The 26,855-nt window shown below is 59.2% G+C and carries 21 protein-coding genes; 7 read left to right on the forward strand and 14 right to left on the reverse strand.

Annotated features, from left to right (window positions below):
• Positions 1–4: 4 nt before the first annotated feature.
• The 11 genes from ftsW to HMPREF2787_RS07435 form a co-directional block, all read right to left on the reverse strand.
• Complete coding sequence (ftsW, locus tag HMPREF2787_RS07385) at positions 5–1,813, reverse strand: putative lipid II flippase FtsW (RefSeq protein WP_070429549.1); 1,809 nt, start codon at positions 1,811–1,813, stop codon at positions 5–7.
• Positions 1,806–3,284 carry a UDP-N-acetylmuramoyl-L-alanine--D-glutamate ligase gene (gene murD, locus HMPREF2787_RS07390; protein ID WP_049190466.1) on the reverse strand — a complete coding sequence of 493 codons (1,479 nt, stop codon included), beginning with the start codon at positions 3,282–3,284 and terminating at the stop codon, positions 1,806–1,808. Before murD ends, ftsW begins: the two co-directional genes overlap by 8 nt.
• Positions 3,281–4,387 (reverse strand): phospho-N-acetylmuramoyl-pentapeptide-transferase, encoded by a 1,107-nt coding sequence (gene mraY, locus HMPREF2787_RS07395; RefSeq protein WP_016423002.1) that lies wholly within the window; start codon positions 4,385–4,387, stop codon positions 3,281–3,283. The genes murD and mraY overlap by 4 nt, the downstream gene beginning before the upstream one ends.
• The gene (gene murF, locus HMPREF2787_RS07400; protein WP_070858909.1) at positions 4,388–5,914 is read right to left on the reverse strand and encodes a UDP-N-acetylmuramoyl-tripeptide--D-alanyl-D-alanine ligase; all 1,527 of its coding nucleotides are present in this window, start codon (positions 5,912–5,914) and stop codon (positions 4,388–4,390) included.
• A gap of 132 nt (positions 5,915–6,046) precedes the next feature.
• A complete protein-coding gene (locus tag HMPREF2787_RS07405) occupies positions 6,047–7,621 on the reverse strand; it encodes a UDP-N-acetylmuramoyl-L-alanyl-D-glutamate--2,6-diaminopimelate ligase (protein WP_016423004.1) in 1,575 nt (524 codons plus the stop codon).
• Positions 7,622–7,759: 138 nt separating this feature from the next.
• Complete coding sequence (locus HMPREF2787_RS07410) at positions 7,760–9,670, reverse strand: peptidoglycan D,D-transpeptidase FtsI family protein (RefSeq protein WP_048731186.1); 1,911 nt, start codon at positions 9,668–9,670, stop codon at positions 7,760–7,762.
• A 341-nt stretch (positions 9,671–10,011) separates the two neighbouring features.
• Positions 10,012–10,827 (reverse strand): cell division protein FtsL, encoded by an 816-nt coding sequence (locus tag HMPREF2787_RS11085; protein ID WP_016423006.1) that lies wholly within the window; start codon positions 10,825–10,827, stop codon positions 10,012–10,014.
• A 64-nt stretch (positions 10,828–10,891) separates the two neighbouring features.
• Positions 10,892–11,932 carry a 16S rRNA (cytosine(1402)-N(4))-methyltransferase RsmH gene (gene rsmH / locus HMPREF2787_RS07420; protein ID WP_016423007.1) on the reverse strand — a complete coding sequence of 347 codons (1,041 nt, stop codon included), beginning with the start codon at positions 11,930–11,932 and terminating at the stop codon, positions 10,892–10,894.
• 260 nt (positions 11,933–12,192) lie between these two features.
• On the reverse strand, positions 12,193–12,624 hold the full coding sequence (mraZ, locus tag HMPREF2787_RS07425; protein WP_005510286.1) for a division/cell wall cluster transcriptional repressor MraZ: 432 nt from the start codon (positions 12,622–12,624) through the stop codon (positions 12,193–12,195).
• 708 nt (positions 12,625–13,332) lie between these two features.
• The gene (locus HMPREF2787_RS07430) at positions 13,333–13,776 is read right to left on the reverse strand and encodes a DUF3040 domain-containing protein (RefSeq protein WP_048731191.1); all 444 of its coding nucleotides are present in this window, start codon (positions 13,774–13,776) and stop codon (positions 13,333–13,335) included.
• Positions 13,777–14,006: 230 nt separating this feature from the next.
• Complete coding sequence (locus tag HMPREF2787_RS07435) at positions 14,007–14,495, reverse strand: SAV_6107 family HEPN domain-containing protein (protein WP_048731236.1); 489 nt, start codon at positions 14,493–14,495, stop codon at positions 14,007–14,009.
• A gap of 206 nt (positions 14,496–14,701) precedes the next feature.
• Between HMPREF2787_RS07435 and HMPREF2787_RS07440 the strand changes: the two genes are divergently transcribed.
• On the forward strand, positions 14,702–15,292 hold the full coding sequence (locus HMPREF2787_RS07440; RefSeq protein ID WP_048731193.1) for a GNAT family N-acetyltransferase: 591 nt from the start codon (positions 14,702–14,704) through the stop codon (positions 15,290–15,292).
• Positions 15,273–15,947 carry an LppM family (lipo)protein gene (locus HMPREF2787_RS07445; protein WP_016423011.1) on the forward strand — a complete coding sequence of 225 codons (675 nt, stop codon included), beginning with the start codon at positions 15,273–15,275 and terminating at the stop codon, positions 15,945–15,947. Before HMPREF2787_RS07440 ends, HMPREF2787_RS07445 begins: the two co-directional genes overlap by 20 nt.
• 3 nt (positions 15,948–15,950) lie before the next feature.
• On the opposite strand, the gene metF is transcribed toward HMPREF2787_RS07445, so the two are convergent.
• Positions 15,951–16,937, reverse strand: coding sequence for a methylenetetrahydrofolate reductase [NAD(P)H] (metF, locus tag HMPREF2787_RS07450; protein WP_048731195.1), 987 nt, complete (start codon positions 16,935–16,937; stop codon positions 15,951–15,953).
• Positions 16,938–17,003: 66 nt separating this feature from the next.
• Here metF and HMPREF2787_RS07455 point away from each other — a divergent pair, with 66 nt between their 5' ends.
• The 4 genes from HMPREF2787_RS07455 to HMPREF2787_RS07470 all read left to right on the forward strand — a co-directional run bounded on the left by HMPREF2787_RS07455 (position 17,004) and on the right by HMPREF2787_RS07470 (position 22,525).
• Positions 17,004–18,116, forward strand: coding sequence for a polyprenyl synthetase family protein (locus HMPREF2787_RS07455; protein ID WP_048731197.1), 1,113 nt, complete (start codon positions 17,004–17,006; stop codon positions 18,114–18,116).
• 18 nt (positions 18,117–18,134) lie between these two features.
• A complete protein-coding gene (gene crtI / locus HMPREF2787_RS07460; RefSeq protein ID WP_070858910.1) occupies positions 18,135–19,835 on the forward strand; it encodes a phytoene desaturase family protein in 1,701 nt (566 codons plus the stop codon).
• Positions 19,836–19,921: 86 nt separating this feature from the next.
• The gene (locus HMPREF2787_RS07465; RefSeq protein ID WP_048731201.1) at positions 19,922–21,538 is read left to right on the forward strand and encodes an alpha-(1->6)-mannopyranosyltransferase A; all 1,617 of its coding nucleotides are present in this window, start codon (positions 19,922–19,924) and stop codon (positions 21,536–21,538) included.
• A gap of 6 nt (positions 21,539–21,544) precedes the next feature.
• Entirely contained in the window at positions 21,545–22,525 is a 981-nt protein-coding gene (locus HMPREF2787_RS07470; RefSeq protein ID WP_049170403.1) for a phytoene/squalene synthase family protein, read from the forward strand.
• A gap of 30 nt (positions 22,526–22,555) precedes the next feature.
• Here HMPREF2787_RS07470 and HMPREF2787_RS07475 read toward each other — a convergent pair whose 3' ends face one another.
• A complete protein-coding gene (locus tag HMPREF2787_RS07475; protein WP_070595616.1) occupies positions 22,556–22,930 on the reverse strand; it encodes an Rv2175c family DNA-binding protein in 375 nt (124 codons plus the stop codon).
• A 79-nt stretch (positions 22,931–23,009) separates the two neighbouring features.
• Here HMPREF2787_RS07475 and HMPREF2787_RS07480 point away from each other — a divergent pair, with 79 nt between their 5' ends.
• Positions 23,010–25,382, forward strand: a complete 2,373-nt coding sequence (locus tag HMPREF2787_RS07480; RefSeq protein WP_070858911.1) for a Stk1 family PASTA domain-containing Ser/Thr kinase — start codon at positions 23,010–23,012, stop codon at positions 25,380–25,382.
• A 71-nt stretch (positions 25,383–25,453) separates the two neighbouring features.
• Here HMPREF2787_RS07480 and HMPREF2787_RS07485 read toward each other — a convergent pair whose 3' ends face one another.
• Entirely contained in the window at positions 25,454–26,839 is a 1,386-nt protein-coding gene (locus HMPREF2787_RS07485; protein ID WP_005510339.1) for a class II 3-deoxy-7-phosphoheptulonate synthase, read from the reverse strand.
• Between the last annotated feature and the right edge of the window lie 16 nt (positions 26,840–26,855).

Here is a 26,855-nt window from a genome sequence, read left to right on the forward strand (position 1 = left end):
GGTGTTATCGATTCCTCCTCCGCGGTGCTGAACCGCCGTTCCTATTGTTTCGGCCCGGGCGCTGGCGCGAACGCGACTGTCCGCCACGGCCTTCGCCCCGAATCCTACTGCCCCGGCCTGAGCTTGACGACGACCAGGAGCCCTGTGACCGTCCAGCCCGCGGCGACCTCGCTGTAAATCCCCGCGTCCGTCCGTTGTCACTACGAGAGGAATAATCCACTTCGCGGCCACGAACGCTGCCCGAGTTTCCGGAGCTGCCGGAGGTTCGGGAGCCACGCTGCGGGGCGGCACCTCGACCACTGCGGCTGCCTCCACTACGGCCGGCCCGATTGGGTCGGTCAGCTCGGCCACTGTAGGTTTCCCGCACCTGCGCCCCCTCGCCGCGTGGAGTACGCGCTCCACTGGTCACCACGGGAGGACCGAAGCGTTGCGGATCGCGATGGGCACGCACCTTCGGCGCGTGGCGACGCGATTCGTCATACGGGATTGGCTCCGGTATACCCAGGAACCTGTCCAGCCCCGGACGTCCCGAAGTCTGCATTGCAGAGACTGCTTCCGATTCGTGGCGGGCACATGTGGCCAGCAGGCCCATTGAGAACAACGTCACCATCGCCGATGTACCACCGGCGGAAATCAACGGCAGCTGCAGACCAGTCACTGGCAACGCACCGACGACGTAGCCGATGTTGATGAAAGCCTGCACCACGGTTGCAGCAGTAATCGTGCCCGCGAGCAAACGGAGAAACGGATCGTTCTGGCGACCGGCGATACGAAGTCCCACCCAGCCGAGCGCTGCGTAGAGCAAAATAACCATCAGCGCGCCGAGGAAACCAGTCTCCTCACCGATAATGGCGAAAATGAAGTCATTCTTCGCCTCCGGTAGGTATCCCCACTTCGCGCTCGACTGACCAAGACCGACACCGGTGAGAGAGCCGTCGGCAAGCGAAAGAAAGCCTTGGTAGGACTGGTAGGCATCGCCCTGCACGTCGTTGAAGTTACCAAGCAGCGAGTCCAAGTAGACCCTGATTCGCGCCGAACGGAAACCCGCGGTGACGGTAAAAATCACCAGGGCGAAAGCCGCAGCGGCAAGCAGCCCGGTGATGAATACGCGCGGCAGGCCAGCGAACCACGCCAACGCCACCACGACGAACGCCATGGAAGCAACCATGCCGAGGTCACGCTGCAGCATCACCAGTGCCAATACCACGAAGCTGACCGCACCGAACAGCCCGAACAAATCGGTATAGGACACAGCAGTGCGGACCTTTTCAGCCAGCAGCTTCGAACCCCACAGTGCCAGCGCGATCTTCGCGATTTCTGACGGCTGCATGGTGATACCACCAATACTCAGCCACGAACGCGCACCGGTTTCCTCCAGGCCGATGCCGATACCAGGGATAATCACCAAAACCAGCAGCACAAAGGACAAAATCAGCGCTGCTGTCGATAGCGAGCGAATCAATTCCACCCGCATTCGCAGCACGATCCACATGGAGATGAGACCCGCCACCACCATGACCAGCTGACGGATGAACACCGACCACACGCTGCCCGAGTCATTACCCGCGCTGGCCATGGATGCCGACAGCACCATCACCAGTCCGATTGACGTCAGCAGCGCGACGATAATCATCAGTAGGTGGTAGTCGAACAGCGGACGCGACTTCCAGTCGTTAAAACGCTCCACCCACGCCGGCCGCTCTCGAGCACTAGAGCTAGACGACGAGGGCCGCTGTGAACTGGTAGCCTTCGTCCCCTTTTGTGCCGTCGCGGCACTAGCGCTTAAATTACGAGCCTTGCGGGAGTTATCCATCAGTTGACGTCACCTTCTGCGCCCATTGCGCGAACAAGTCGCCACGTTCAGCCATTCCGGAGTACATGTCCAAGCTGGCGGCAGCTGGTGCCAACAGCACCACATCCCCAGGGTTGGCATATTCACTAGCTGCCATACAGGCCTTTGCCATGGCATCAACCTTGTCGGTGTCATCAATGACAACGACCGGCACAGCAGGTGCGATGCGGGAGAGCGCATCGCTGACTAGTTGCCTATCGACGCCCAGAACCACGGCGGCCTGCAGGCGATGAGCATGCTTCGCCACTAGCGGAGAGATTTCCGCGCCCTTGAGCTGACCACCGACGATCCAAACGACACGCTCATGACCGGACAGTGCAGCGTCGGCAGCGTGGGGGTTGGTGGCCTTGGAGTCATCAATCCACACGACATCATTTGCCTTATGGACAATCTGACCGCGGTGTGCGCGAACTTCGAAAGTCTCCAATGCCGCTGCAATTTGCTCCGGTGAGGTACCGATACTGCGCGCCATCGCAGTGGCGGCCACCGCGTCGAGAACACCTGCCCGGCCGGGAGGAGAAATTCCCGCTACCGGTGCGATGACAATGCCCGGACCAGAGTCGTCAGCTGCGGCATCGCCGCCGCCAAAAGCGCGGTCGACAATCATGCCGTCGCGAACTCCGACCTGGTGTGCCTCCGGGGGACCATCGGTAAAGCCCACGACGGAGTTGCCGAGCTCGTCGTTTTTCAGCATCTTTTCCACGTGCTCGACGACATCTGCGTCATCCGCACCGTAGATTGCGACAGTACCGCGCAGCGCACGGGTCTTGTCCAGACCGTAGTTTTCGTAAGAACCGTGCCAGTCGATGTGGTCTTCCGCCAGGTTCAGCAGTACTCCCGCATCTGGGCGAATGTTTGGAGCCCAGTGCAGCTGGAAGCTGGACAGCTCTGCGGCCAAGACCTCGATACGAGGCTCAGCAGTCAGTGCGTCGTACAGAGCCACACCAATGTTGCCCACAGCTGCGCCCTGCTCCCCGAGCATGGCGGCCAGCATGGAGGTGGTTGTGGTCTTGCCGTTAGTGCCGGTGACTACCAGCCAGGTACGTTTCGGCCCCCACAGCTGGGCACAGTCGCCGGCGAAAGCCAGCGCCACATCGCCGAATACCGGGACACCGGCCTCAGCGGCGGCGCCGAACAGCGGACTGGTCGGACGCCACCCTGGCGAGGTCACAATCGCAACCGCGTCGGCAAGCTCGTCGCGAGCGTCTGCGGTCGTGACATGCCGAACCGAAAAGTCAGCGGCAACCAGTGCGCCGAGAGCAGAATCGTCCACGACGACAACTTCCGGACAGCCGATGTCCTTGAGCATCGCAATGGCACCGCGACCGGAAACTCCGGCTCCTGCCACCAGAACTCGACCAGAGCGCACCGTAGCGACTAAGTCGAGATTTCGGATATCGGTGAGGTTGGTCGGGTCTGGTGAGTTAATCATTGAAATACGCCTACCTGAGAGAGCCAGTCACTGTAGAAGATGGCTGCGCCAATCATGTTGAAAATGCCTGCGAGTAGCCAGAAGCGAACGACAACAGTTGTCTCCGCCCAACCTCCGTTTTCGAAGTGGTGATGGAGAGGAGCCATGCGGAATACGCGCTTGCCAGTCGTCTGGAAAACCGCGATCTGGATTGCCACGGAAGCAACTTCCATCACGAAGATGAAGCCAATGATAACCATCAGCAGCTCAGTCTTGGTGACAAATGACAGACCCGCTACCAAACCGCCAAGAGCCAGCGAACCGGTATCTCCCATGAAGATCTTTGCCGGCGCTGCATTCCACCACAGGAAGCCCAAACAGGCGCCCAGACCCGCGACGGAAATAACGGCGATATCCAGCGGATCGCGGACGTTGTAGCAACCGCTGCCCAGCGAAGCCTCGCAAGAGTTACGGAACTGCCAGAAGGAAATCAGCGTGTAGGTGGCCAGTAGCAGCGCGGTGGCGCCAGCGGCCAGGCCGTCAAGGCCATCAGTGAGATTGACGGCATTCGTCCATGCGGCAATGACGATGAAGACAAATACCAGGAAGACAATCATGCCGAACCACACAGGCCCCGGTGCCAGATTCAGGAACGGAATATCTCGAATCAGCGACAAGCTCGTCGAACCGGGAGTCAAGCCAGACGCATCCGGGAACTGCAGCAGCAGCACGCCGAAAATCAGCGCTGCCGCCAGCTGCCCAACCAGCTTCGCTGTCTTGTTCAGCCCCAGGTTGCGTCCTTTGTAGAGTTTGATGAAGTCATCGGCAAAACCCAATGCGCCCATCGCCAGAACCAGGAACATCACCAACAGACCGGAGGCGGACGGCCCCACGCCAGTCTGGATATACGTAACGAGGTGTGAGAGGAAATAACCAGCGACGATTGCGGCGATGATGGCGATGCCGCCCATAGTCGGAGTTCCCCGCTTGCGCAGGTGGCTCTTCGGCCCTTCTTCACGGATCTCCTGGCCAAGACCTTCAGCAGAGAATTTGCGAATAAGCACTGGTGTTAAAAAGACACTCACCAGAAATGCAATCGCACCACTGAGAATAAGTTGAATCACTTACTTTTCCTCTCCGCTTTCACCTTCGGGCGTAGTCCCAACCTTGGCAGCCAGCGAGTCCGCGACCCGCCACATACCGTCCGCATAGGAGGCCTTGACTAACACCACATCGTCCGGACGCACCTCGGCCGCCACCAAATCCGCGGCAGTGGATGTATCCGGCACCCTAGAAGTATTTAACCCCAACTCTTCCGCTTTGTCGGCCAGGGCATGCACATTAGAACTCTCTCCGACTGCAATTAGTCGATCGATGCCGCGGCCCACAAGGTACTCGCCAAGCGACGAGTGCTCATCTTCAGCGGAATCACCAAGCTCACCCATCTGTCCCAGCACGGCCCACGATGAGGCGTCCTGGTGCGTTGGGCCAGCTGCTGTACGTGCCAGAGCATCAATCCCCGCACGCATCGAATCAGGGTTGGCATTGTAGGAATCGTTAATAACGACGATGTTGCCAGTGAGCTGCTGGACATCCATGCGCCGCTCTGACGCTGCCACATGCGCGGCCATCGCCTTTGCGACCTGCTCAGCATCAATACCGGATTCCACTGCCACCGCAATCGCCGCCAGGGCATTGGCCACTTGGTGCGCACCATAGACCTGCAGTTGGATCGGGAATGTACGCCCGTCCGGTACATGCAGGTCAAAAGATGCACGAGCAAGATCGTCGAGCTGCACATTCGTGGCGCGGTAATCCGCGGTTGCGTGGCGTTCGGAGTTCTCATCTGCAGAGAAGAACACCACCTTCGCCTGGGTACGCGGAGCCATGCCAGTGACGTAGTCATCGTCGGCATTAAGTACGGCCACACCGCCCTGCTCCGCAGCCGGCAGCGCTTCCACGAGCTCGCCCTTAGCCTGCGCGATTGCCTCGCGCGAGCCAAACTCACCAAGGTGCGCCGTGCCAACATTGAGCACCGCACCAATAGTCGGTGGCGCAATGCGCGCCAGGTGGGCCACATGCCCAATTCCGCGTGCGCTCATCTCCGCAACCAGGTACTTCGTCTCCGAAGTGCACTGCAGCACCGTGTACGGATGTCCAATTTCGTTGTTAAACGACCCCTTCGGCGCCACCGTCGGACCGTCGGTACGCAGCAGCGTCGCCATCATGTCCTTCGTCGACGTCTTTCCCGCCGAACCCGTCACACCGACGACATGCAGCTGATCCTTCTTCAGCTCGTCGACGACGTAACGCGCCAACTTACCAAGCGCTTCCAGCACCGCCGCCCCGGAACCATCCGGATCGTGTGCAAATGCGTCGGCATTGGAGTCCTGCTTACCAAGGGGCTTGACGACGACCGCAGGTTGCCCAACATCTCGTGCCGCCAGTGCCATCGTCGCTCCAGCTGCCACAGCCTGATCGATGAAGTCGTGGCCGTCGACACGCGCGCCCGGTAGGGCGAGGAAGAGCGAGCCTTCGCGAATCTTTCGGGAATCGAATTCTGCGGGCTGAGTCACTGTGGCGTCATCATTGACGTGGGCGAGTTCACCTCCCACGATGTGAGCGATTTCCGCGGCGGTCAGGGCAATCATGATGTCTATAGTCCTTGTTGGTTAGAGTTCCAGGCGCCTAGTAAAGGATGATTTCTTGATTCTATTCGCTTACCGCGAATGGTTCGCGGTAGGCATGTCAGGTGGTGCGCTTCCTCAGCGATTTCAGCAATCTCAATCAGCGGATCCCTCCAGTCGCTGTGTGAGTGCTTCGGCCAGCTGCTCACGGTCATCGAACGGGTGAATCACGCCACCGATATCCTGGCCGGTTTCGTGTCCCTTGCCTGCCACCACGATGCTGTCGCCGCTGTGGGCAAGTTCGACGACACGGCGAATTGCCTGGCCGCGATCGCCGATTTCCTCAACAACCGTGTCAGAACTGGCCTTGCTGCTGGCAACCGCTTCCTTCGCACCGGCGACCACGGCCGCACGGATTTCAGAGGGCACCTCGGAGCGTGGATTGTCATCGGTGATGATGACGACATCGGCACCGCATGCAGCCTCAGCTCCCATAATTGGACGCTTGGCACTATCGCGGTCGCCACCGGCGCCGACGACAACCAGCACGCGACCTTCGGTCTGTGCACGCAAGGTGGCCAACACTTCAGCTACTGCGGCTGGCTTGTGGGCATAGTCCACCACAGCCAGGAAGTCCTGTCCGCGATCGATGCGCTCCATGCGGCCTGGCACACGCACCTGTGCCAGACCGCTCTTGGCCGCGTCATTGGCATGCCCAATCGCATCGAGCACAGCCCATGCGACTGCGGCATTGGCAACGTTGAAAGCACCCGGCAGAGGAACTTCCACCTCAACTGTGTCAGTGTTGTTTCGCGTTAGCTCCACATGCTGGACACCGTTAGTGGCGACAGTGGCTGCAGCGGCGTGCCATTCTGCAAAGACCTCGGCAGCTGGCGTCTTGTCGGTTACGCGATGCTGAGTATGGACAGTGGTGACTTGGACATCCGGGTCGCCGGCAGCGATATCTGCCATGCGGACACCCCAGTCGTCGTCGATGCACACGACAGCCTTCGGTGCATGTGTCGGACCTTCAGGATCAAAGAGCTTGGCCTTGGCTTGGAAATACTCTTCCAAGGTCTTGTGGAAGTCCAGGTGATCCTGCGAGAGGTTGAGGAAACAGCCGACGTCGAAACTGACTCCGTCTACACGTCCCAACGACAGTGCGTGGGAAGAAACCTCCATGACAACGTGCGTCACACCCTCGGAGAGCATCTGGTGGAACAGGCGCTGGAGGGCTGGAGCCTCTGGGGTAGTCAGGCTCGACGGAACGGCACGGCCATTGATGCGCGTGCCGGTAGTACCAATGATGCCTGTCGAGCATCCAGCTGCCAGGAGCGCGCCCTCCAGCATGTAGGTCGTGGTGGTCTTGCCAGAGGTGCCGGTAACCCCAATGATGGTCAGTGAATCCGAGGGGTGATCGTAGATTTCTGCAGCAACGTGCCCCATGACGGCCCGGACATCGTCGACAACCAGGACTGGTCGAGTCTCCCCTGCTTCCCGCAGGATTTTCAGACCTTCCTCATCAGTCAGGATCGCTGTAGCAGCCGACTGCTGCGCGTAGCGCGCACCATGCGTGCGAGTACCTGGGACGGCAGCAAACATTCCGCCTTCAGGCACTTCGGCAGCGTTGAGTTCGATTGCGGCGATATCCGCTCCTGCCGCCGCGGATTCGGTAATGCCGTCAAGTCGGCCATGCGCGAGGTTACACAATTTCGCAAGGGTGGCGGTCATTGGCTGTTCCCTCTTTCAAGTCAGTCGTTGGTGTACAACAGGTTGGAAAAATTCAAGAGATTCACTTTGCAGAAACCAAAGTAATAAAAGTCTGTGTATTAGTGCTGTCGCGGTAACTTCATTGTGGTGGTGACCTCGTTACGGCTGCAGCAACAACTTGCCCTCGCGGGGTGGCGACGGCGGTACGTTGTAGCGGTTAAGCGCCCAAGCGGCGATGTCCTTAAACAGTGGGGCTGCTGACTGACCGCCGTCACCATGGACACCACGCTGGGGTTCGTCAAGCATAATGCCAATGACAAAACGGGGATCGTCGGCAGGCGCGATGCCTGCAAACGTGATGTGGTACTTGGAATTCGAGTACGCGCCGGTGTCGGGGTCAAACTTCTGCGCCGTACCTGTCTTGCCTGTGAGCGAGTATCCCTCAATACTATTGCCGGCCGCGGTACCCGACTGCTGCCCCGTGGGATCAGACTGCATAACGCCTTCAAACATAGCGCGCACAGTTTGGGCGGTCTCCGGGCTAACCACACGCACTGTTTCCGGGCGCTCTGTTGCCGTCTTCGTGCCGTCCGGGGAAATTGTCGAACGAATCATACGCGGCGGGATGCGCTCGCCATCGTTGGCGATTGCCTGGAAAACTCCTGTCATCTGCAGCAGTGTCATGGCCATACCCTGACCAATGGGCAGGTTCGCAAATGTACCGCCGGACCACTGCGGACGCTGTGGCACAAAGCCGGACGATTCACTGGGCAACTCGATACCCGTGGACTGCCCCAGCCCGAAGAGATGCAGCATCTCAGCGAAGCGGTCCTGACCCAAACGCTCTGCCAGCATTAGGGTGCCGACATTGGAGGACTTGCCGAATACACCGGTCGTCGTGAAAGCTTCCGTGCCGTGCTCCCATGCATCGCGCACGGTGACACCCGCCATATCAATCGTGCCCGGGACCTGCAGAACCTCATCCGGTGTGGTCTTGCCATCTTCGATAGCGGCCGCGGCGGTAATGATCTTTGCTACAGAGCCCGGCTCAAATGGGTTCGATACAGCGGAGTTTCCGATAGTGCGCCCCTCTTCGAGCTCGGCCCCCATATCCTTATTCGGGTTAGCCGTGTCCGCCTGCGCCATTGCAAGCACTTCGCCGGTCTTCGCGTCGAGCACGACTGCCGACGCATCCTTCGCTCCCGAGTTGGCCTTCGCCTGGTTGACCTGCTGCTGGACAAAGTACTGCATGTCGAGGTCCAGGGTCAGCTCGTAAGTCGTACCGTCCACAGCTGCGTGGACATCGCGCGTGGATCCCGGGATTGCCACACCGTTAGAGGCGATATCAATGGTCTTGCCACCGTTAATACCCTGCAAAGTGGCATCACGAGAGGCTTCAAAGCCGAACTGGCCGACGCCATCCATGCCAATCTTGCCGATGACGTTAGCCGCCGTCGCCCCATTCGGGTACTGGCGAATATCCTGACGCTCCGCCACCAGTTCCGGATACTTTTCCACGATGGCAGCGGCCTTGTCCGGGTCGACATTACGCACGAGCACCTCATAGGTGCTGTCCTCATTGCGCAGCTTCTCCAGAATGTCCTTCGAGCTCACCCGGGACGGCGCGCTCATCACCGAGTTCTCCTCGGTTTCGGGTTCCGCTTGACGACGGCGACTGCTTCCCGACTTCTCCGCGTCGATGTCGGCCACGTCGAGTAGCTTCGGCAAATCCTTGGCGATCTGCTCGAGGCGTTCATCGTAGGTAGCGACATCATCCGGGCGCTGCTTATGGGCGTCCCCAATCCACTTGCGCAAAGTGTTCGGGTGAACGGTAATACTGCGTGCCTCCATAGTGAAGGCAAGCTGAGCTCCGTTACGATCGAGAATCGCACCGCGCCGAGCTGCATCAACAACTTCCACCGTGCGCTGATTCTGCGCCGCCGCCGACAGGTCAGGACCTGCGACGAGCTGCACCCAAGCCAAACGGGAGACCAGCACTACAACTGCGATAGCGCCTATAAACTGCAGCCAGTTGCGACGTCGGATGAAGTCCTTATTACTAATGCGCATTTTTTCGCGCGGGGGCACGCTTCGGTTGGTTTTAGCATCGAGCCCCCGGCTGCGCTGACCATCCCGAACGCGACTTTGGCCTCTGCGCTCACGGGATGTAATTCGGTAAGCACGTTCGCCGAAGTCATACCCCCCTCCACGGTTGGGGTAGTCGTCTTCAGATCGAATCATGCGCTAGTGCTTTCTACTAAGTCGATTCTCCCGCGCGCGATAACGTTAGGCGGTATTCCCTGCCATCGCGAGTACTGAATTAATTAGTCTACAGTCGACTGACCAGAAACAGTGGAACCGCCAGAATATCGGACAGTTGGCCAGTTTGGCCCAGTTTGTTTTCTAAGTTCCTACGGTGCTGGAGCTGGCTCGGGTGCCGGAGCTTCCGGTGCTTCCGGCGCCGCGGCTGGCGCTTCTGGGGCTGGCGCTGGCGCTTCAGCCTCAGGCGCGGGTGCCGGAGCCGGCGCAGGTGCTGGTGCGGGCTCATGGTTCTGCGGCGCATACGGAGCGGTTGCCGGCAACCCGTTCGGACGTGGGTGCGCTTCCTCAATGGCCGGTGCCTGCATCCCCGGAACATTCTCGGTGTCCTTCGGGTTCGACGACGGCGCATGCGGAATATTCGGCGACTCGTTATTGAGGTCGACAATCTTCTGCTGCTTCTCATCGCCCGGTCGCACTTCCACGACCTTGCCTTCCGGATCGGTCGTCAAAACGGCAGGCTGCTCCGGATTGACCATGCCCTCTTCCACAGCACGCTGCGCGATAGCACCGGTTGACTTCATGTAAGCAACATCCCGCTCGAGCACCTCCAGCTGGTTACGCAGCTCCTTTTCCTTGGTCTGCGCAGCATCCAGCTGCAAGGATGTCGAGGTCGAAATACCCGACAGCCACATCGCCGCCACGATTCCGGCAACGACGAGAATGATCATCACGGCCGCACCGGCAAACTTGTGGTTATCCCTCGAGGACGTCGTAACGCGACGCCCACGCACCGAGATGACCTGCTGAGAACCTGTGCGCCCAAACCGCCGGCGCTGATAAAGATCCTGTTTCGTGCGGGCGCTGCGACCGCGCTGACGAGTCTTCGTCTTGGCACCGGCGACGGTTGCAGATGCGCCGCGGGAGGTGCGCCGGGTGGGGGCGTGCTCCGTGATTGTCGTTGCCATGCTCGAAAGTTCTCCCAGTACTTAGATCGTTAAGGGTGCGTTTGGTGCGGTTGAAAGGTTTGGGTCAATCGGCTCGAATCCGCTCGATACAGCGAACTCTCACCGGTGCGGCTCGGGGGTTGTCTTCGATCTCGCTTGCCGACGCCTTCTCCGCACCTCTCGTGATGAGAGCAAAGTGCGGTTCATGCCCCGGAAGCTCCATCGGGAGCCCCGGTGGGGTTGTCGACTTCACGCGCTCCGCAAAGTCCTTCTTGACGATGCGGTCTTCCAGACTCTGGTAGCTCATGAACACTGCACGCCCATCGACTGCGAGTGCATTGCAGACCTGTGGCAGTACATTTTCCAGAGCTTCAAGCTCACGATTTACCTCGATACGAAGAGCCTGAAACGTACGCTTGGCCGGGTGTCCGCCCTTGCGGCGAGATGCCGCCGGAATGGTTTCGTAGAGCAGCTCGACCAGACGACCGGAGGTCGTAAACGGTTCCTTCTCCCGCTCACGCAGGACTGCCGAGGCGATCTTGCCGGCGAAGCGCTCGTCGCCGTAAGTCGATAGGATGCGCGCGATATCACCGTGCGAATAGGTATTGAGCACATCCGCTGCGGTAATCCCCTGGCTTGCATCCATGCGCATGTCCAGCGGGGCGTCGACTCGGTAGGCGAATCCACGATTGACTTGGTCAAGCTGCATCGAGGAAACACCGAGATCGAAAAGCGCACCTGCAATGCCCTTCTCAGCGGCGCGGGCGAGAATGTCCTCCGCGCCACTTCCACCCGCGGCTGCAGAAATTTCACCACTGAGCACCTCGGCGAGCGAATCGAAACGCACACGGAACCCTACAAAGCGATCACCGAAGCGCGCGAGACGTTCTTCTGCCCCTCGCAATGCATTGTCATCGCGATCGAGTCCAACAACGCAGAGCTTCGGGAACTGCTCCAACAGGTATTCCGTGTGTCCACCGGCACCAAGAGTGCCGTCGACAACTACTGCGTCGTCACCCAGTGCCTCGATGCCCGGGCGCAACAAATCAGTTACTCGATGAAGCAAAACGGGGACATGACCAAACTCGCCGGACTTGCGATCATCCGCAGGTGCCGATCCGTTCATTTCCCCTCCTCACCGGGTATGTTCGCACTGGTCAGAGAATCTATCGAGTGTATTCCCGGTTTGCTTAACGACGAGTGCCGCGCCAGCAACCAGACCGCACCTCATGAGCACTACTGGGAATGCTGCTATCGGTGCTTAAAACAAAAAGCGGGGATGTTCACAGGGCCCCGCCTGACAGAACCTGGTATCGGGGAAGTACACCAGGGGCTATCAGGCAGAGTCCATGCGGACATTCCCTCTTTTCGGTTATTCCAAGCGGTTTATAAAACGCCGAACAGCGAGTCATCCTCACCTTCGGAGAAATCAGCTTCATGCTCCGCCTGGTAGGCCTCCCAGGACTCTTTGTCCCAGATCTCCAGAAAGTCAATAGAGCCGATAACCACGCACTCCTTGGAGAGATTCGCGTACCGACGGTGATCCATCGATAACGTGATTCGCCCCGAGCCATCAGGACGCTGCTCATCGGTGCTCGCCGCAAGATTTCGGATGAAAGCTCGCGCCTTGGCATTCGTACGAGAGGCCTTAGTAGCCCGCTGAGCTAATTTGACGAACTCCTCTTTCGGATACACCGCCAGAGAATGATCCTGCCCTTTAGTGACCATCAGGCCACCTGCGAGATCCTCACGGAACTTCGCTGGCAACGTCAGGCGCCCTTTGTCATCAAGCTTCGGCGTATAGGTGCCCAGAAACATGCGTCACTGGCCTCCTATCCCCGTGTCAACCTCAATGTCAACGCACAAACGCTTACCGAATTCAGGGATTTAGGCGTTGCCTTCAAGCAGAGCCGGAGGGCTGTGCTTTACCGCAGTGCCAAAATCTCGCCAAACTTTAAGCGCAAATCGGATATTCACTTCTGCAATGTTGACCAACCTCAATCAACATCACGCCCCACTTTACCCCACTATCTGCCACTATCAACACAAGAAGAAGAAAAATAGTCACAGAATCAGCGCAACCCCGCCGCCAGGACATCCACTTTAACCCAATTGACCTGGACTTTTAAAGAATCACCTCGACAATTAAAGCGCGAATAAAAAGTGGGGCACCCACCCGCAACCACGCCGATAACGACGCCACACCAACCACATTGTTAACAGAAAGCAGTTTACGCCCCACTACCCACCACTTACCTGCTAAAAACCATCCAGATTCAACCTGGTCGCCAGACTTAGCGCGTTGACCTGCAATTTTATGTCGCCAGAGCCAAACTTTCGGAGATACCAACAACGACCGCAGATAAGAATTCCTCCATCCCAATAGCTAAGTGGGGGAAAGTGGAGACTCGGGGTGGGGCAAAGTGGGTGAGATCTTGTGGAGACGATTCACGTCTAGAAAAACAAAAAAGTGAGAGCAAGCCATCGCTGGCTTGCCCTCACTTGTTAATTCTTGAGGCTTATCCCCTAACGCCCCTCGAAGCGGCCACGGAAACGCGATTCCAACGTGGAATCACCAGAGGAGCCACGGCTACCCGAGGTCCCTCGACGACTCTTTGCCGCCCCGGACTTAGTCTTTCCAAAGCTCAGCCCCGAAGCAGAACTAGCCTTCTCCTGCTTACCGGCGCCGGTCAGAGCCCAAACGCCGGAACCGAACATAAGGCCAAAGCCGGCAACCGATAACACAATGAACCAATTGCTCACAGAGAAAAGAGCGACGCCGCCAATCAACATCAGCAGACCGAGGAGCATGAGCGCAAAAACCTGGATGGAAAACCCACGAGGTGCGCTGTTTTCCTCCGGAAAGCTGAACGCATTTCCGGCCATCGTCGAACTAAATTTAGGATCCTCAGCGTAGAGTGCAGACTCGATTTCGTCGAGCATCCGCTGTTCGTGCTCAGATAGTCCCACAATTCCTCCATCGCCTACTTGAGCATTGCCCACCGCGATACTGGCGAGCCTTGACCCCTCAACTAACAATGCCGATACAACAAAGTTAATTACAGGCCACGTGCTGCTAACGCGGCGTCCGTTAGCTTCATTCTTACCCCTTCAACGGGCGACTCACCTCTATTGTTCCATGAATCCGAACAATCCCCCATTTATTTAGGAAAGCAACGCTCTAACACGCCCCCACCGGCTTACGCAGCTGCGGGCAGAACACCCAGCTCAGCCCGGACAGCCCCCAAGAATGCACAACTTAAATCCCACAACTCCTGCGCCCGCCGAGAGTCAATGCGACGCGAAATACCCAACCGGACTTCCTCACGCAGCGCGGTGAACTGCTCAAACTTGGTGACCCAGCTATCAAATTCGGGCTGCTCTTTCTTTAAACGCAACCAGGCACTCTGTGTTGCCGAACGACGACGCTTAACTACCGAGCCCGAACGAGCGCCCGAGCCAGAACCCCCAGCCACCGACACATCGTCGCGATTCAACAGCGCGCCTGCGCAACGCAGCGCCGCACAGTAGGAAAGCTCCAACATCTCATCAGAGCTGGCATTCCGAGCATTCGCTAGCAGAGCCTCTGCCCGCCCCAGCAGCTCCAGCGATTGCCTTGAGACACCGACCGGGGCGACCGAACCCGACTGCGAAATCGCCCTAAACTCCACCACGTTCGACCTTGCCACCACCCTGCTTCTCCTTTCACACAGCATTCACATGAGCACGGATTTTCCGCTTCTCCTTAGCGGGATTGACTGCAATCTATCCCCAAGCCCGGACTACGCCATGCGCACTTTCGCACACCTGTTCGACTCGATGTTATTGCAGTAATCTCACAACTAAGTTCGTCCAAGTCGCTAATCTGGTCACTGTGAAATACAGCGTGGTTCCGATGACAGCAGGAGACTTCAATCTCCGCCTGCAAGAAGCAGTGGCTCTCTACATCACCGCGATGCAGTACAACCCCGCAATCTTGCCCGGTCGTCTCCACGAATGGCAGAAGCAAACCACTCAACCCGGCTTCATGGCTGCTGCAGCCATAGCTCACCCCAAAGAGCTCTCCCCTGCCCAGGCTCTCCGCGACCCGCGCTGCAGGTTGGTTGGCATCGGCTACTGCCGTACAGGATTGGACACGCACTGGTGGTATCGCCAGGTAAGAGATGGACTGCTCATGGACGGGCGCTCGCTACCGGACGTCGTCAAGCTCTTGGGCAACTACGCCGAACTGTCTGAGATTCACATACACCCCAGCTTTCAGGGGCGGGGACTCGGTAAACGACTGCTCCGCGAGTTGGTCGATTCCCGCCCAGAGACGCGAGTTCTGTTGTCAACCCCGGAATACCCGAATGAGGCCAATAGGGCATGGCAGCTCTACCGCCAATTTGGTTTCAAGGATGTTTTAAGGAACTTTTATTTCACAGGGGACTCCCGTCCCTTCGCAGTTCTAGGAGTAGATCTTCCCCGTGACATCATCACCGAGTGAACCTTCCACACCACGTCGACGGCTTTCGCCTCTGCGCATTGCCACAGCAATGGCCGGAATTGCCGCCATCTTGCCGCTCAGCGGCTGCTTTGACGCACAGGCTGGCATTACCATTTCCGGCGACGACAGGGTCTCGGGCACAATTCACGTAACACCCACGGAGGAAGTCCGTTCCCAATTTGAGCAGTGGCAAGTACCGGAAGATCTCTCCGACCGCGTCTCGCAGGGAGTAATCGACTCCTCCACAGGAAAGATGGAAGTCTCGTTCAACGAGCTGCACTTCATTGAACTCACCGATACGCTCCGACAGCTTTCCGACGATCGCGTAGACATCGACCTAGACCGTACCGGTGGCGGCAAGATTTCGATGAACGGCCACATGGATTTGACTCACCTGCCCGGCGCGAAGGTTGATTTCGTCGTCGCGTTCCCGGAGCAGGTTACTGACTCCAATGGCCGCCAGACCGAACCGAACAAGGTGGAATGGCAGCTCGCCAGTGGCGAGAACCATAATGTATGGGCTTCGTCGCCGGCTGGATCCACCAAGCGGAATCAATTCCTATTATTTGCCGGTGTGACCACAGCCGCCGGTGTCCTAGCCTCAGTGCTAGGTGTCCTGTGGGCGCGAAGAGTTCGCGACATGCAGGACTTTTAGCAATTAAAAACCGCCGCGCAGCATATCCTGGCCGGTGCCCCATTCGGGCGCCATGCCGAGGTTGTGCAAAACTTCCTGGGAGGCGCGAGCGAAGTTCATAGTCATAAAGTGCAGCCCCGGCACGCCTTCGGCGATGAGCCGCTCTGCCATGTTGGTCGAAAACTCGATACCAATCTTGCGAATCTCATCTTTATTGGCCTGCTCGTCACCATCTGCTGCCTTAATCAGGCGTTCCTCCAAATCGGATGACAACTGTGCCCCGGAGAGCTCAACCTGCCTGCGCACTGAGCGCAGCGATGTAATCGGCATCAGCCCCGGAATGATGGGCTTGGCACCGTGCACTGGGTCGGCTTCCACCAGGCGGTCTCGAAGGCGTAAGTAGTGCTCAATATCGAAGAACATCTGCGTAATCGAGTATTCGGCTCCCGCGCGCAGCTTGGCCAGCGTGTACTGCGTATCATGGTCCAAATCCGGCGAGCGGTAGTGTCCTTCCGGAAACGACGCAATGCCGATTTCAAACTTCTCGAACTCCGGCTCGGCCTTAATCAGCTCAATCAGCTCGCTGGCGTAGTGCAGACCGCCCTCGGTCTCCACCCAAGGACCAAGCGGGTCTCCCGGTGGGTCACCACGCAGAACAAGCAGATTCGTCAGCCCCGCGCTGAGATAAGAGCGCAGGATTTCCCGCAGCTCGTCGACAGTGTGCTCTACCAATGTCAGGTGCACAAGCGTTGTAAGCGGCTGCCTCGAAACGCGCTGGGCGATTCGCAGGGTGCGGTCGCGGCTAGAACCACCGGCGCCGTAGGTCACGGATGCAAAGGAGGCACCAAGATCATGGAAAGCCTCAGCTGCTCGAAGAAGACGTTCCTCGGCGGCGTCGTCACGCGGGGGCATGAACTCGACCGAGAAGGGAATACTGCCCGCGCTCGGCATTGAAAGCGCCTGGCGGATCGTCACTTGGCGGCCTGGCGACGGTGGCATTGTTGAGGACATAGTCACTCATACTAAGCGGTGTCCTATTCTTGAGTCAGCATTACCCGTCATCGACGAGAGGCTCACATGAGCGAAGAACTGGATTTGGCCGCGCTGCAGCCCCGCGAAGTACCAGCTGCTGTTACCAAAACGCTGGAGAACTACCTCAAAAGCCGTGGCGACGATGTCGCGTCGGTCGATGCGGTGTACACCGAGGCCATAGATTCGCTCCATTCCTTCGTCCTCAATGGGGGCAAGCGCGTGCGTCCAGCCTTCGCCTGGCAGGGGTGGTTGGGAGCAGGCGGCCTCGAAGGCCGTTTCTCCCCAGCCGAGGATTCCCAGGCTGTGATGAACGCGGTGAGCGCCCTGGAACTCATTCAAGCCTGTGCACTCATTCATGACGACATCATCGATGACGCTGATACGCGCCGTGGCGCACCGACTATCCACAAGGTATTCGAGGCCAAGCACGAGGCCAATAGCTGGAATGGAGCCGCCGACCGCTTCGGTATTTCGGCCGCAATCCTCATTGGCGATGTTGCTCTGACCTGGGCTGATGACATGATGCACTCTTCAGGCCTCAGCTCGGAGGCGCTAACCCGCGCACTTGTCCCCTGGCGGGCGATGCGCACTGAAGTACTTGGCGGCCAACTGCTCGATATCACGGCCGAAGCCAGCCGGGACAGTCGCGTCGAGACCGCTGAGAAAATCAATCTGTTCAAGACCGCCGCCTACACCATCGAGCGGCCGCTCCACATTGGTGCTGCGATTGCCGGCGCCCCAGCGGAATTGGTTGAGGCCTACCGCAGCTTCGGCCGCGATATCGGTGTGGCATTCCAGCTCCGCGACGATCAGCTGGGTGTTTTCGGCGATCCCGAAGTCACGGGCAAGCCTGCCGGCGATGACCTCCGCGAGGGCAAGCGAACCGTACTGGTCGGCCAGGCTTTAAGCCTCTACCTCGATTCCGCACCTGAAAAGGCCCGCTTTATCGATGAACGCCTGGGAGCGGTCTCGTCTGCTGCAGATATTGATGAGCTACGAAATCTCATCGCTGATTCCGGCGCTGCCGATGCCGTCGAACGTGAAATTGACCGCCTGACCAGCCGCGCTTTCTCCACTATCGAGAATGCCGACCTGCCTGCAACGTCGCGCGAGAACCTCATTGCTATGGGCGTTCGCGCCACCGCTCGTCAGCATTAGACCAGGTGTTGCGTAGTCATGCCCGCTGCTTCCCCCACTCGTGCCCCCATTAATTCCCCGCGTCTGCGACGTGCGGTCACTCGTCCTCATAAGGGCTCCAAACCACGACTGACCATCATCGGCGCAGGCCTGTCCGGACTTACCGCCGCGCTCTACGCCATCGCCGATGGCTACGATGTCACCGTTGTCGAGCGGGGAAGTTTCGTCGGCGGACGCTGCGCCAGTGAACCCATCACAGTCGATATCGACGAGCAATCGCTCACCGCAGTCTTCGACACTGGCGCAACTGTATGGACCATGCCCTCGCTTGTCGACGATGCCCTCGCCGCCGTCGGCCTCTACGCGCGCGATATCGACCCGGGTTTTTCGGCCTCCCCAATCACGCCCACCTACCGTGCGGAATTTGCCACCCGCGGCGGACTCGACGTGTTTTCCAACGAAGACATGATGGCCGATGAACTCGCGCGCTTCGGTGCCTCTGACTCCACCGTCGCCGGTTACCGCAAACTTCGCACGTGGCTGCAAACTCTCTTCAATGCCTGCTTCGACAACTTCATGTCCCGCAGCTTTGACCGCGTTACGGACCTATTCACCGGGCCCGGCGCGCTTCGCGACCTCACTACGCTCCTCCGACTCGGTGCCTTCGGCGCCCTCGAACCTAAGATTCGTGCCTTCCTCGGAGATAATGATCTCGCTCGCGTTTTCAGCTTCCAGGCGCTTTACGCAGGTGTGCCTCCCGCTAAGGCCCGTGCGGTCTACGGCTGCATTTCCCACATGGATACCTCGATGGGGGTTTACTATCCGCACTCCCCCGCATTTGGTTCGGGTATAGGCGCCGTCAGCGAGTTGCTCGCCGAGGCCGTCCGTCGAGCTGGCGGAACCATCGACTTCGGCGTTGATGTCACTGGGCTGAAAGTTGACGAAGCAGACTTTGTCTCCGCCATCACCACGGCAACTGGCGAGCGTCCCACCGATGCCGTCATCGCTACGACCGATTTACCTGTGGTGCAGAGCTGGCTTCACGACGCGGCTACCTCTGCCGCCGGTAGCTCATCGAAGCGGCGAGGCCTTCGGAGCGTCGTAAAGCGGACGGGAGCGCGACGGTTGTTCCCAGTTCGATTTTCTCCATCGGCGGTGGTGGCGCACGGGCTGATTCCGGTTTCGGAGACTGCGACGTGGCCGAAGCGGCATCACCTGATTTCGTTTGGCGAAAAGTGGAACGAAACCTTTGAGGAGATCTCGTCACCGCGCCATGGAAAGCTAATGTCGGACCCATCATTGCTGGTCACCCGGCCTGCGGTGAGCGCGCCGGAGCGTATTGTCACAGATGCGAACGGCGTGCAGTGGGAGCCCGTCAGTGTGCTCGCGCCGTGCCCCAACTTGCAGTCGGCCAATCTGATCTGGTCACGAATCGGTGGGGACTACGTTGCGAAAATAACCGCTGAGCTGGAGCGGCGCGGACTGACCGGGATTTCTACGAAGTGGCGAGTCGGTCGGATCGATACCCCTCAGCAGTGGCAAGAACGCGACATGGGCGTTGGCTCGCCGTTTGGGCTGGCGCATCTGTTCCGACAGACGGGGCCGTTCCGTCCCCGCAACTTCTCTCCGAAGATGCCAAAGAATCTGACGCTGGCGGGATCGACGACGGTGCCGGGGGTTGGCGTGCCGACGGTCATGATTTCGGGACGACTTGCGGCACAGCGGTTTGAAACGCCTTAGCTCATGAATGTCTCCCGGATGTCTGCCGGTGGTCACTGACCAACTAGGATTAATGCATCAGCAATGTATCGATTGTTTAGGTTGACATGAATTTATCGCGGAGTGCTCAGCTGGGTGTCTACGGTGGCATCCTCATTGCTCTGGGCTCCTACGGTTCCGGTGCGAATCGCTACCGTGGCGGCCTTGTCCACGCTCTGGGACTCGACTGGATCACCTACGGTCACGGTCAGATTTTCTGTGAGATTGTGATTTGGGTAGGTATCGCCCTGCTGCTTATCTCGTGGCTGCGCATCGGGCGGGAACTGCTGTTCTCGAAGGGGACCACCCGGGACATTGTGGCCGGTTCTGCCCATGCTGGCGACGCAGCAGACGCTGCGGTTCCAGCGAACGCTGGCGGCGATGAGTCCACGTTGCGTCGGTTCAATTCAATCCTGTTGGCCTGGGCAATTCCCCTCGCGCTGGCCGCACCGCTGTTCTCTCGCGATGTCTATTCGTATCTCATGCAGGGCGCGATGGTCCGCGATGGGTTTGATCCCTACACCGAGGGAGCTGCAGCTAATCCAGGGCCGATGCTGCTGGAGGTATCCGCAGATTGGCGGAATACCACCACCCCGTATGGCCCGCTGCATCTGGGAATTGGCGAGGTCATCACGCGGATTGTCGGCGACAACATCACCGTCGGCGTGATTCTCTACCGCATTGTGTGTCTGCTGGGCTTCGCCGCCATTGTCTGGTCGATCCCGCGAATCGCCCGGGAGCTTGGAGCAAATCCGGCTTTCGCACAGTGGCTCGGTGTGCTCAATCCACTGGTGCTACTGCATCTGATTGCGGGTATGCACAACGAGGCACTGATGGTCGGATTGGTCAGCCTGGCACTAGTCGCCGCACTGCACATGGAGCACATGCGGGGCGGCCTAGTCGCTGCTGTCCTCATCGGAATCGGCGTCGCGCTGAAAGCCACCGCTGTCCTGGCGCTGCCCTTCGTCGTGTGGATTGTGTTGACCAGGCGCGAGCCCATCGCCACGGTTCAAGAGATGCTGCGCAAGATTCCGGCGATTGCCGGTGTGGGCATCGTGTTGGTCGCAGTCTGCGTCGGCACGCTTGCAGTGGTGACGTGGCTGACCGGCTCGAGCTGGGGCTGGATTTCCGAGATCAGTGGCAATACCAAGGTGATTAACCCCCTGGCAGCACCGTCAGCGGTCGCTGGTGTGATCTCGGGCGTCATGGCGTGGTTCAACGACGACATCGGTTTCAATGTCATCGTCAGCCACACACGCGTGGTCTCCTCTATCATCATGCTGGTGGGACTCGTGATCTCCTGGTTCTACTTCCGAGCCACCCCTCGTAACAATGTCGCTGGCATGATTGCCGCCTACGTGGTGGCCTGCGTATTTAATGCCGTGGCACTTCCCTGGTACTACGCCAGCTTATTGACTCCCATGGGAACGATTCGCCCGCCACGATGGGTGGTTCAAGGCACCGTGTTGTTCACATTCATCCTGTCGCTGTCCTTCGCCGGCGGCGGCAATCACCGCTTCTACGACGTGCCCTGGATGGTTATCATTACCGTTCTCGGCTGGCTGGCCGTCGGCTGGCTGACCACTGGAAAATTCAGCTGGAAGTACCCGTGGCGCGACGATAAAACCGCCGCAGACACGGATTCCACGGTGGCACCCCTGTCGCGGTCAACCGAGGTCGCATAGTTGTCCATGCCCACCCCACAGCCTCTCTCGACCATCGCGCTGCCACAGTCCTACGAGCTCTGCCGCGATATTATGGCCTCCCACGGTCGCACGTATTCCCTGGCCACGCGACTATTGGCACCCCGCCAACAGCGTGCGGTGTGGTCTCTCTACGCCTGGGCACGCATCGTCGATGACTACGTCGACTGCCCCGCCGACGCCGACCGCTCCCCCACGCACATCGAAGCCACGGTCACACGTTTAAGCGAGCTTTTCCACTCAGCTGTCGTCATCGGTTCGCTTGACGACGTCCACCGCGACCGCGACCGTGCCGTCATCTCGGCGGCCGCACAGACTTTTCGCGACTACGACATCGATCCACAGCTCTCTGCGGACTTTGTTCACTCCATGTTGATGGACGTGCCCGACACATCGTGCCACATTGCGCATTTTGAAACATGGGAGCAACTCGACTCGTATATGTGGGGCTCCGCAGCAGTCATCGGCCTTGAGATGATGCCCATCCTAGGCACCCGCACAGGGGTCTCCCGTGAGGAAGCCACTCCCTACGCAGAGCTCCTGGGAAAAGCCTTTCAGGTGACAAATTTCCTCCGCGACATCGCCGAGGATTTTCGCCGTGGCCGTATTTACCTACCACTGAATGAGTGGGAGGCCTTCGGAGTGGGTACCGAGGAGATCGGCTACTGTGCCGCCACGGGACAGACGACCCCGGCGGTACGTCAGGCATTGGCCTTCTTCATCGCTCGCAACCGCGCCCTCTATGCCGAAGCCAGCAGCGGCGTGGACATGTTAGAGGTGCCAGGGCGTCAGGCTATCCGTGCCGCGGAGATTCTCTACTCAGACATTCTCGGCGAAATTGAGCGCATGAACTACAACGTCTTTGCGCAACGCGCTCAAGTGGGACGCGCTCGAAAAGCAAAAATCGCCCTCCCGCTGCTTTTCACAGCAGTGGCCGGGCGATTACGACAGGAGCTATCGCGGGCGTAGGACGGCGGGCGTAGGACGCCGTCCGGGTCTTTACAACGCCATAGCCTGTGCGCGGCGCATTACTTCGCGTGCAAGGTGACCGTGCAGGGCGTCCACCGGACGTCCAGGCAGAGATTCATCTTCGGTGAATAGCCACTCCAGCGTTTCTTCTCGCGTGTAGCCGCCGTCGGCAAGCAATGCGAGTGCGCCAGGTACAAAACGCGCGACCTCATCATCTTCAAAGAAGAGGGCGGGAATTTGTGCAATGCCGTCGCGGTGAACTGCAATAAGGCGACCCTCCTGCAGCAACGCGTGAATTCGGGTGACGGTGACGCCAATGAGGTCAGCGGCATCGGGCAGCGCAAGAGTGGGTTCGTCGGCGCTCAGGACATCGTGGCAAGTTGGAATCTTTCTCACACTGGTCACTTTAGCGCGTTGGCCTTGCAGTAGGTACGTCCCCATATACTTATTAGAAGCAACTGATTGGAACAGGGAAGGCTGGTTTATGTCGCAGCTTGTCGAGGGGCAGATTCTCGATGGTCGCTACCGCATCGGAGCCACCATCGCACACGGTGGCATGAGCACCGTGTACTGCGCCACCGATTTGCGGCTCGATCGCAGGGTGGCCGCAAAGGTCATGGATCCGCGTTTTGTCGACGACGAGTCTTTCCGCATCCGCTTCGAACGTGAGGCCCGCGCGGTCGCGCACCTCAATGACGAGTCGCTCGTCAACGTCTACGACCAGGGCACGGACCCGGCGGGGCATGTTTTCCTCATTATGGAATTCGTCGACGGTGGGACCCTCCGCGAACTGCTCCGTCAGCGCGGTCCGATGCCTCCGCATGCAGCTGCCGTCGTAATGCGCTCGGTTCTGCGCGCCCTATCGGTGGCGCATTCCCGCGGCATGGTGCACCGCGATATCAAGCCGGAAAATGTGCTGATTGCCTCGGACGGGCGAGTGAAGCTGGCGGACTTCGGTCTAGTGCGCGCGGCCGCTGATGCCAAGGTGACCTCTAACTCGGTCATCGTCGGCACCGTCGCTTATCTGGCTCCGGAGCAGGTCACGGGTGAATCCATCTCCCCTGCCTCCGATGTGTATGCGGCGGGTATTTTGCTCTTTGAGCTGCTTACCGGCACCACTCCATTCATCGCCGATTCTTCGCTGGGCGTTGCCATGAAGCGATTGAACGAAGATGTCCCGCCCCCCTCGGAGCTCATCGACGGCGTTCCCGAGGAGTTCGACGAGTTGGTCGCCCGCGCTTGTTCCCGCAGGCCGGAGGATCGGTTTGAAACGGCCGAGGAATTCGGTGACGCACTCGAAGACATTGCGGACAAACTCGCGCTGCCACCATTCCGCGTGCCGTCGCCCGTCAATTCAGCAGCCGCCAACGCTGCCGCCATGGAGGGGCTCACAGAGGACTTCCACCGACCAGGCAACGACCATTTCGATGACAGACACGGCACCTCAGAGACGGCACCCGAGCGCTTCGGTCACGACGGCTATGGCTTCTCGACGGACGCACCCGGTAGCCCCGTTTCTTCCCGACCACCGGGACCACCAAACGTTTTCGATGATTTCGACGACCCGGATGCGGGGCGGACACGCACTTTCGATCGCTATGACGAGTACAACCCCACCGGCTGGGAATCCCCGGAGCCGTCTGGTGGAGCTCTCGTACCAGCCGACGTTCCAGGCGCTCCGGAATATCCGCTGCCGCCGGACACTCGGGGTCCACAGCACCCACAGCATCCGCAGCCGCGATCTGCTCAGACTCAGACGCCTAAGAGCCGTCGAGCTACCCGACAGCGGACGCGCCGTGGATGTGCATTGTGGCTGATTATCGCCCTGGTTGCCACGTTGGGCATGGGGCTTGGCGCGTGGTGGCTGGGCTCTGGCCGTTATGGCGAAGTGCCCTCTATCACTGGGCTGTCGCAACCACAGGCGATGACCGCAATCAGTGAGGCGGGCTTTGAACCGGTGGTTGATGAGCGCTACGACAACGATGTCGCAGTGTCCCAGATTATTGGCTCGGACCCCCTGGCTGGAGCGCGGGTTGTCCGCGGTGATGATGTTCGCGTACTGGTCAGTCTCGGCCGCCCGACTGTGCCCGCATATCCCGCGAACCACTCAAAGGAAGTGTTCAGCGCTGCCCTAGCTAAGCGGACGTTGAAAGAAGAGGTCGGAGACCCCGTCTTTTCCGATGATGTCTCCACCGGCGGCTTGGTCTTTGCGGTTCCTGCTCCAGGACAGACCGTCGAGGTTGGCTCAGTTGTGACTGTGCATTACTCCAAGGGGCCAGCACCGGTGAAGGTGCCAAAGATCGTGGGGCTTCAAGAGGATGAAGCTCGTGAGCTGTTGAGCAAGGCCGGGCTGGAGGTCCGAGAAGTATCGGCGGAGTTCTCCTCCTCTGCTGAGCCGGAAGAGGTTCTTTCCGTGTCTCCTGAGGAAGGCACTGGCCTCGAACGCGGTAGTTCTGTGACGTTGACCATTAACAACGGCATCGAAGTGCCCAATGTAGTGGGCAAGTCGGAAGATACTGCTCGCCAAATTCTGCAGCGCGAGGGCATTGAGGTAAGCGAAGTAAAGGACGCGTCCTCCTCCTCGCGCGACTACGGCCGTGTCGACGCAGTCTCACCGAGTGCAGGTCGTCTGGTTAACCCCAATGATGCGACTGTCACGCTGACCGTATCCAGAGCAGTGAAGGTTCCGCAGCTGCTGGGTAAAACTGTTGCGCAGGCACGTCGTGAAGCGGAGAAACAGCATCTTCAGCTCGACATCGACGGCTCTGCGAACGAGAACGATCGCATCGTATTGCAGTCACCCCGACCGGGCGCTAAGGCCACGGCGGGTGACAGCATTTCGGTCAGCACTCTGTAAAAAGTGCGGCGCGCTAATGAGTGCGGCGCTGCACTAGCTGGGCTAGTTGTACCTAGCTGAGCTGGTTGCAACTAGTTGCGCAGCATCTCGGCAACCAGGAAGGCCAGCTCCAGCGACTGCTGAGTGTTCAAACGCGGGTCACAAGCGGATGCGTAACGGCCTGGCAGGTCGACATCGGAAATGTCCTGCGCGCCACCGAGGCACTCAGTGACATCTTCGCCGGTCAGCTCCACGTGGATACCGCCCGGGTGCGAACCGATCGAGCGGTGCACCTCGAAGAAGCCCTGAACCTCGTCGACAATGCGGTCGAAATGGCGGGTCTTGTAACCATTGGAAGCCGAGTAAGTGTTGCCGTGCATCGGGTCGCACTGCCAAATGACCTTGTGACCAGAAGCTTCCACAGCCTCAACGATGGGAGGCAGCACGGAGCGAACCTTGTCATTGCCCAGACGCGAAGTCAGGGTCAGGCGACCAGGCTGGAAGAACGGGTCGAGCTTGTCGGCGTAAGCGACAGCCTCCTCCGGCGTGGTGGTCGGGCCAATCTTCACACCGACGGGGTTGCCAATCATGGCAGCCAGGTTGATGTGGAAGTCCTCAATGCCACGGGTGCGCTCACCAATCCACAGCTGATGCGCGGAGAGATTGAACAGCTCCTGGTTGCCATCGTTTTCAGAAAGGCGCAGCATAGCGCGCTCGTAGTCAACAACCAGCGCCTCATGCGAGCAGTAAATCTGCGCGGTCTGCAGGTTCGAGTCCGCAACACCACAGGCAGCCATGAACTGCAGTGCGTGATCAATCTCGCGTGCCAGGTCCTCGTAGCGGGCGCCAGCCGGCGAGTTGCTGACGAACTCACGGTTCCACTCGTGCAGACGGTGCAGGTCAGCGGTGCCCGAACCTGTCAGTGCACGTACCAGGTTCATCGCCGCAGAGGCATTGGCGTAAGCACGCACCATTCGAGCTGGGTCGTGAACTCGAGCTTCTTCGGTCGGCTCAACGCCGTTGACCATGTCACCGCGGTAGCTAAGCAAACCGTCGCCGTCGATATCCTTCGAGCGCGGCTTGGCGTACTGACCAGCGATACGAGCCATCTTTACGACCGGGGTGGATGCGCCGTAGGTCAGCACAACGGCCATCTGCAGCAAGGTCTTCACATTGGCGCGAATGTGCGGCTCAGTATTGGACTCAAAGGTCTCCGCACAATCGCCACCCTGCAACAGGAAGGCCTTACCATTAGCGACGTCGGCAAGCTCCTGACGAAGCTTACGAACCTCAGGCGCGACCACAATTGGCGGTACCGATTCGAGAATGCGACGTACGTTTGCAGCGGCGCGGGCATCCCAGCTTGGCTGCTGTAGGGCTTGGCGGGATACGACATCAGCAAAACGCTCAGCCATGTCGCCGGGAAGCGGTGGCAGATCGGGCAGGTCATCTACAGGGAGATCAATAGTCCAACTCACAGAAGTTCATTGTAGT

The organism is Corynebacterium sp. HMSC061H03 (genome assembly GCF_001838215.1).
Taxonomy (GTDB): domain Bacteria; phylum Actinomycetota; class Actinomycetes; order Mycobacteriales; family Mycobacteriaceae; genus Corynebacterium; species Corynebacterium jeikeium_D.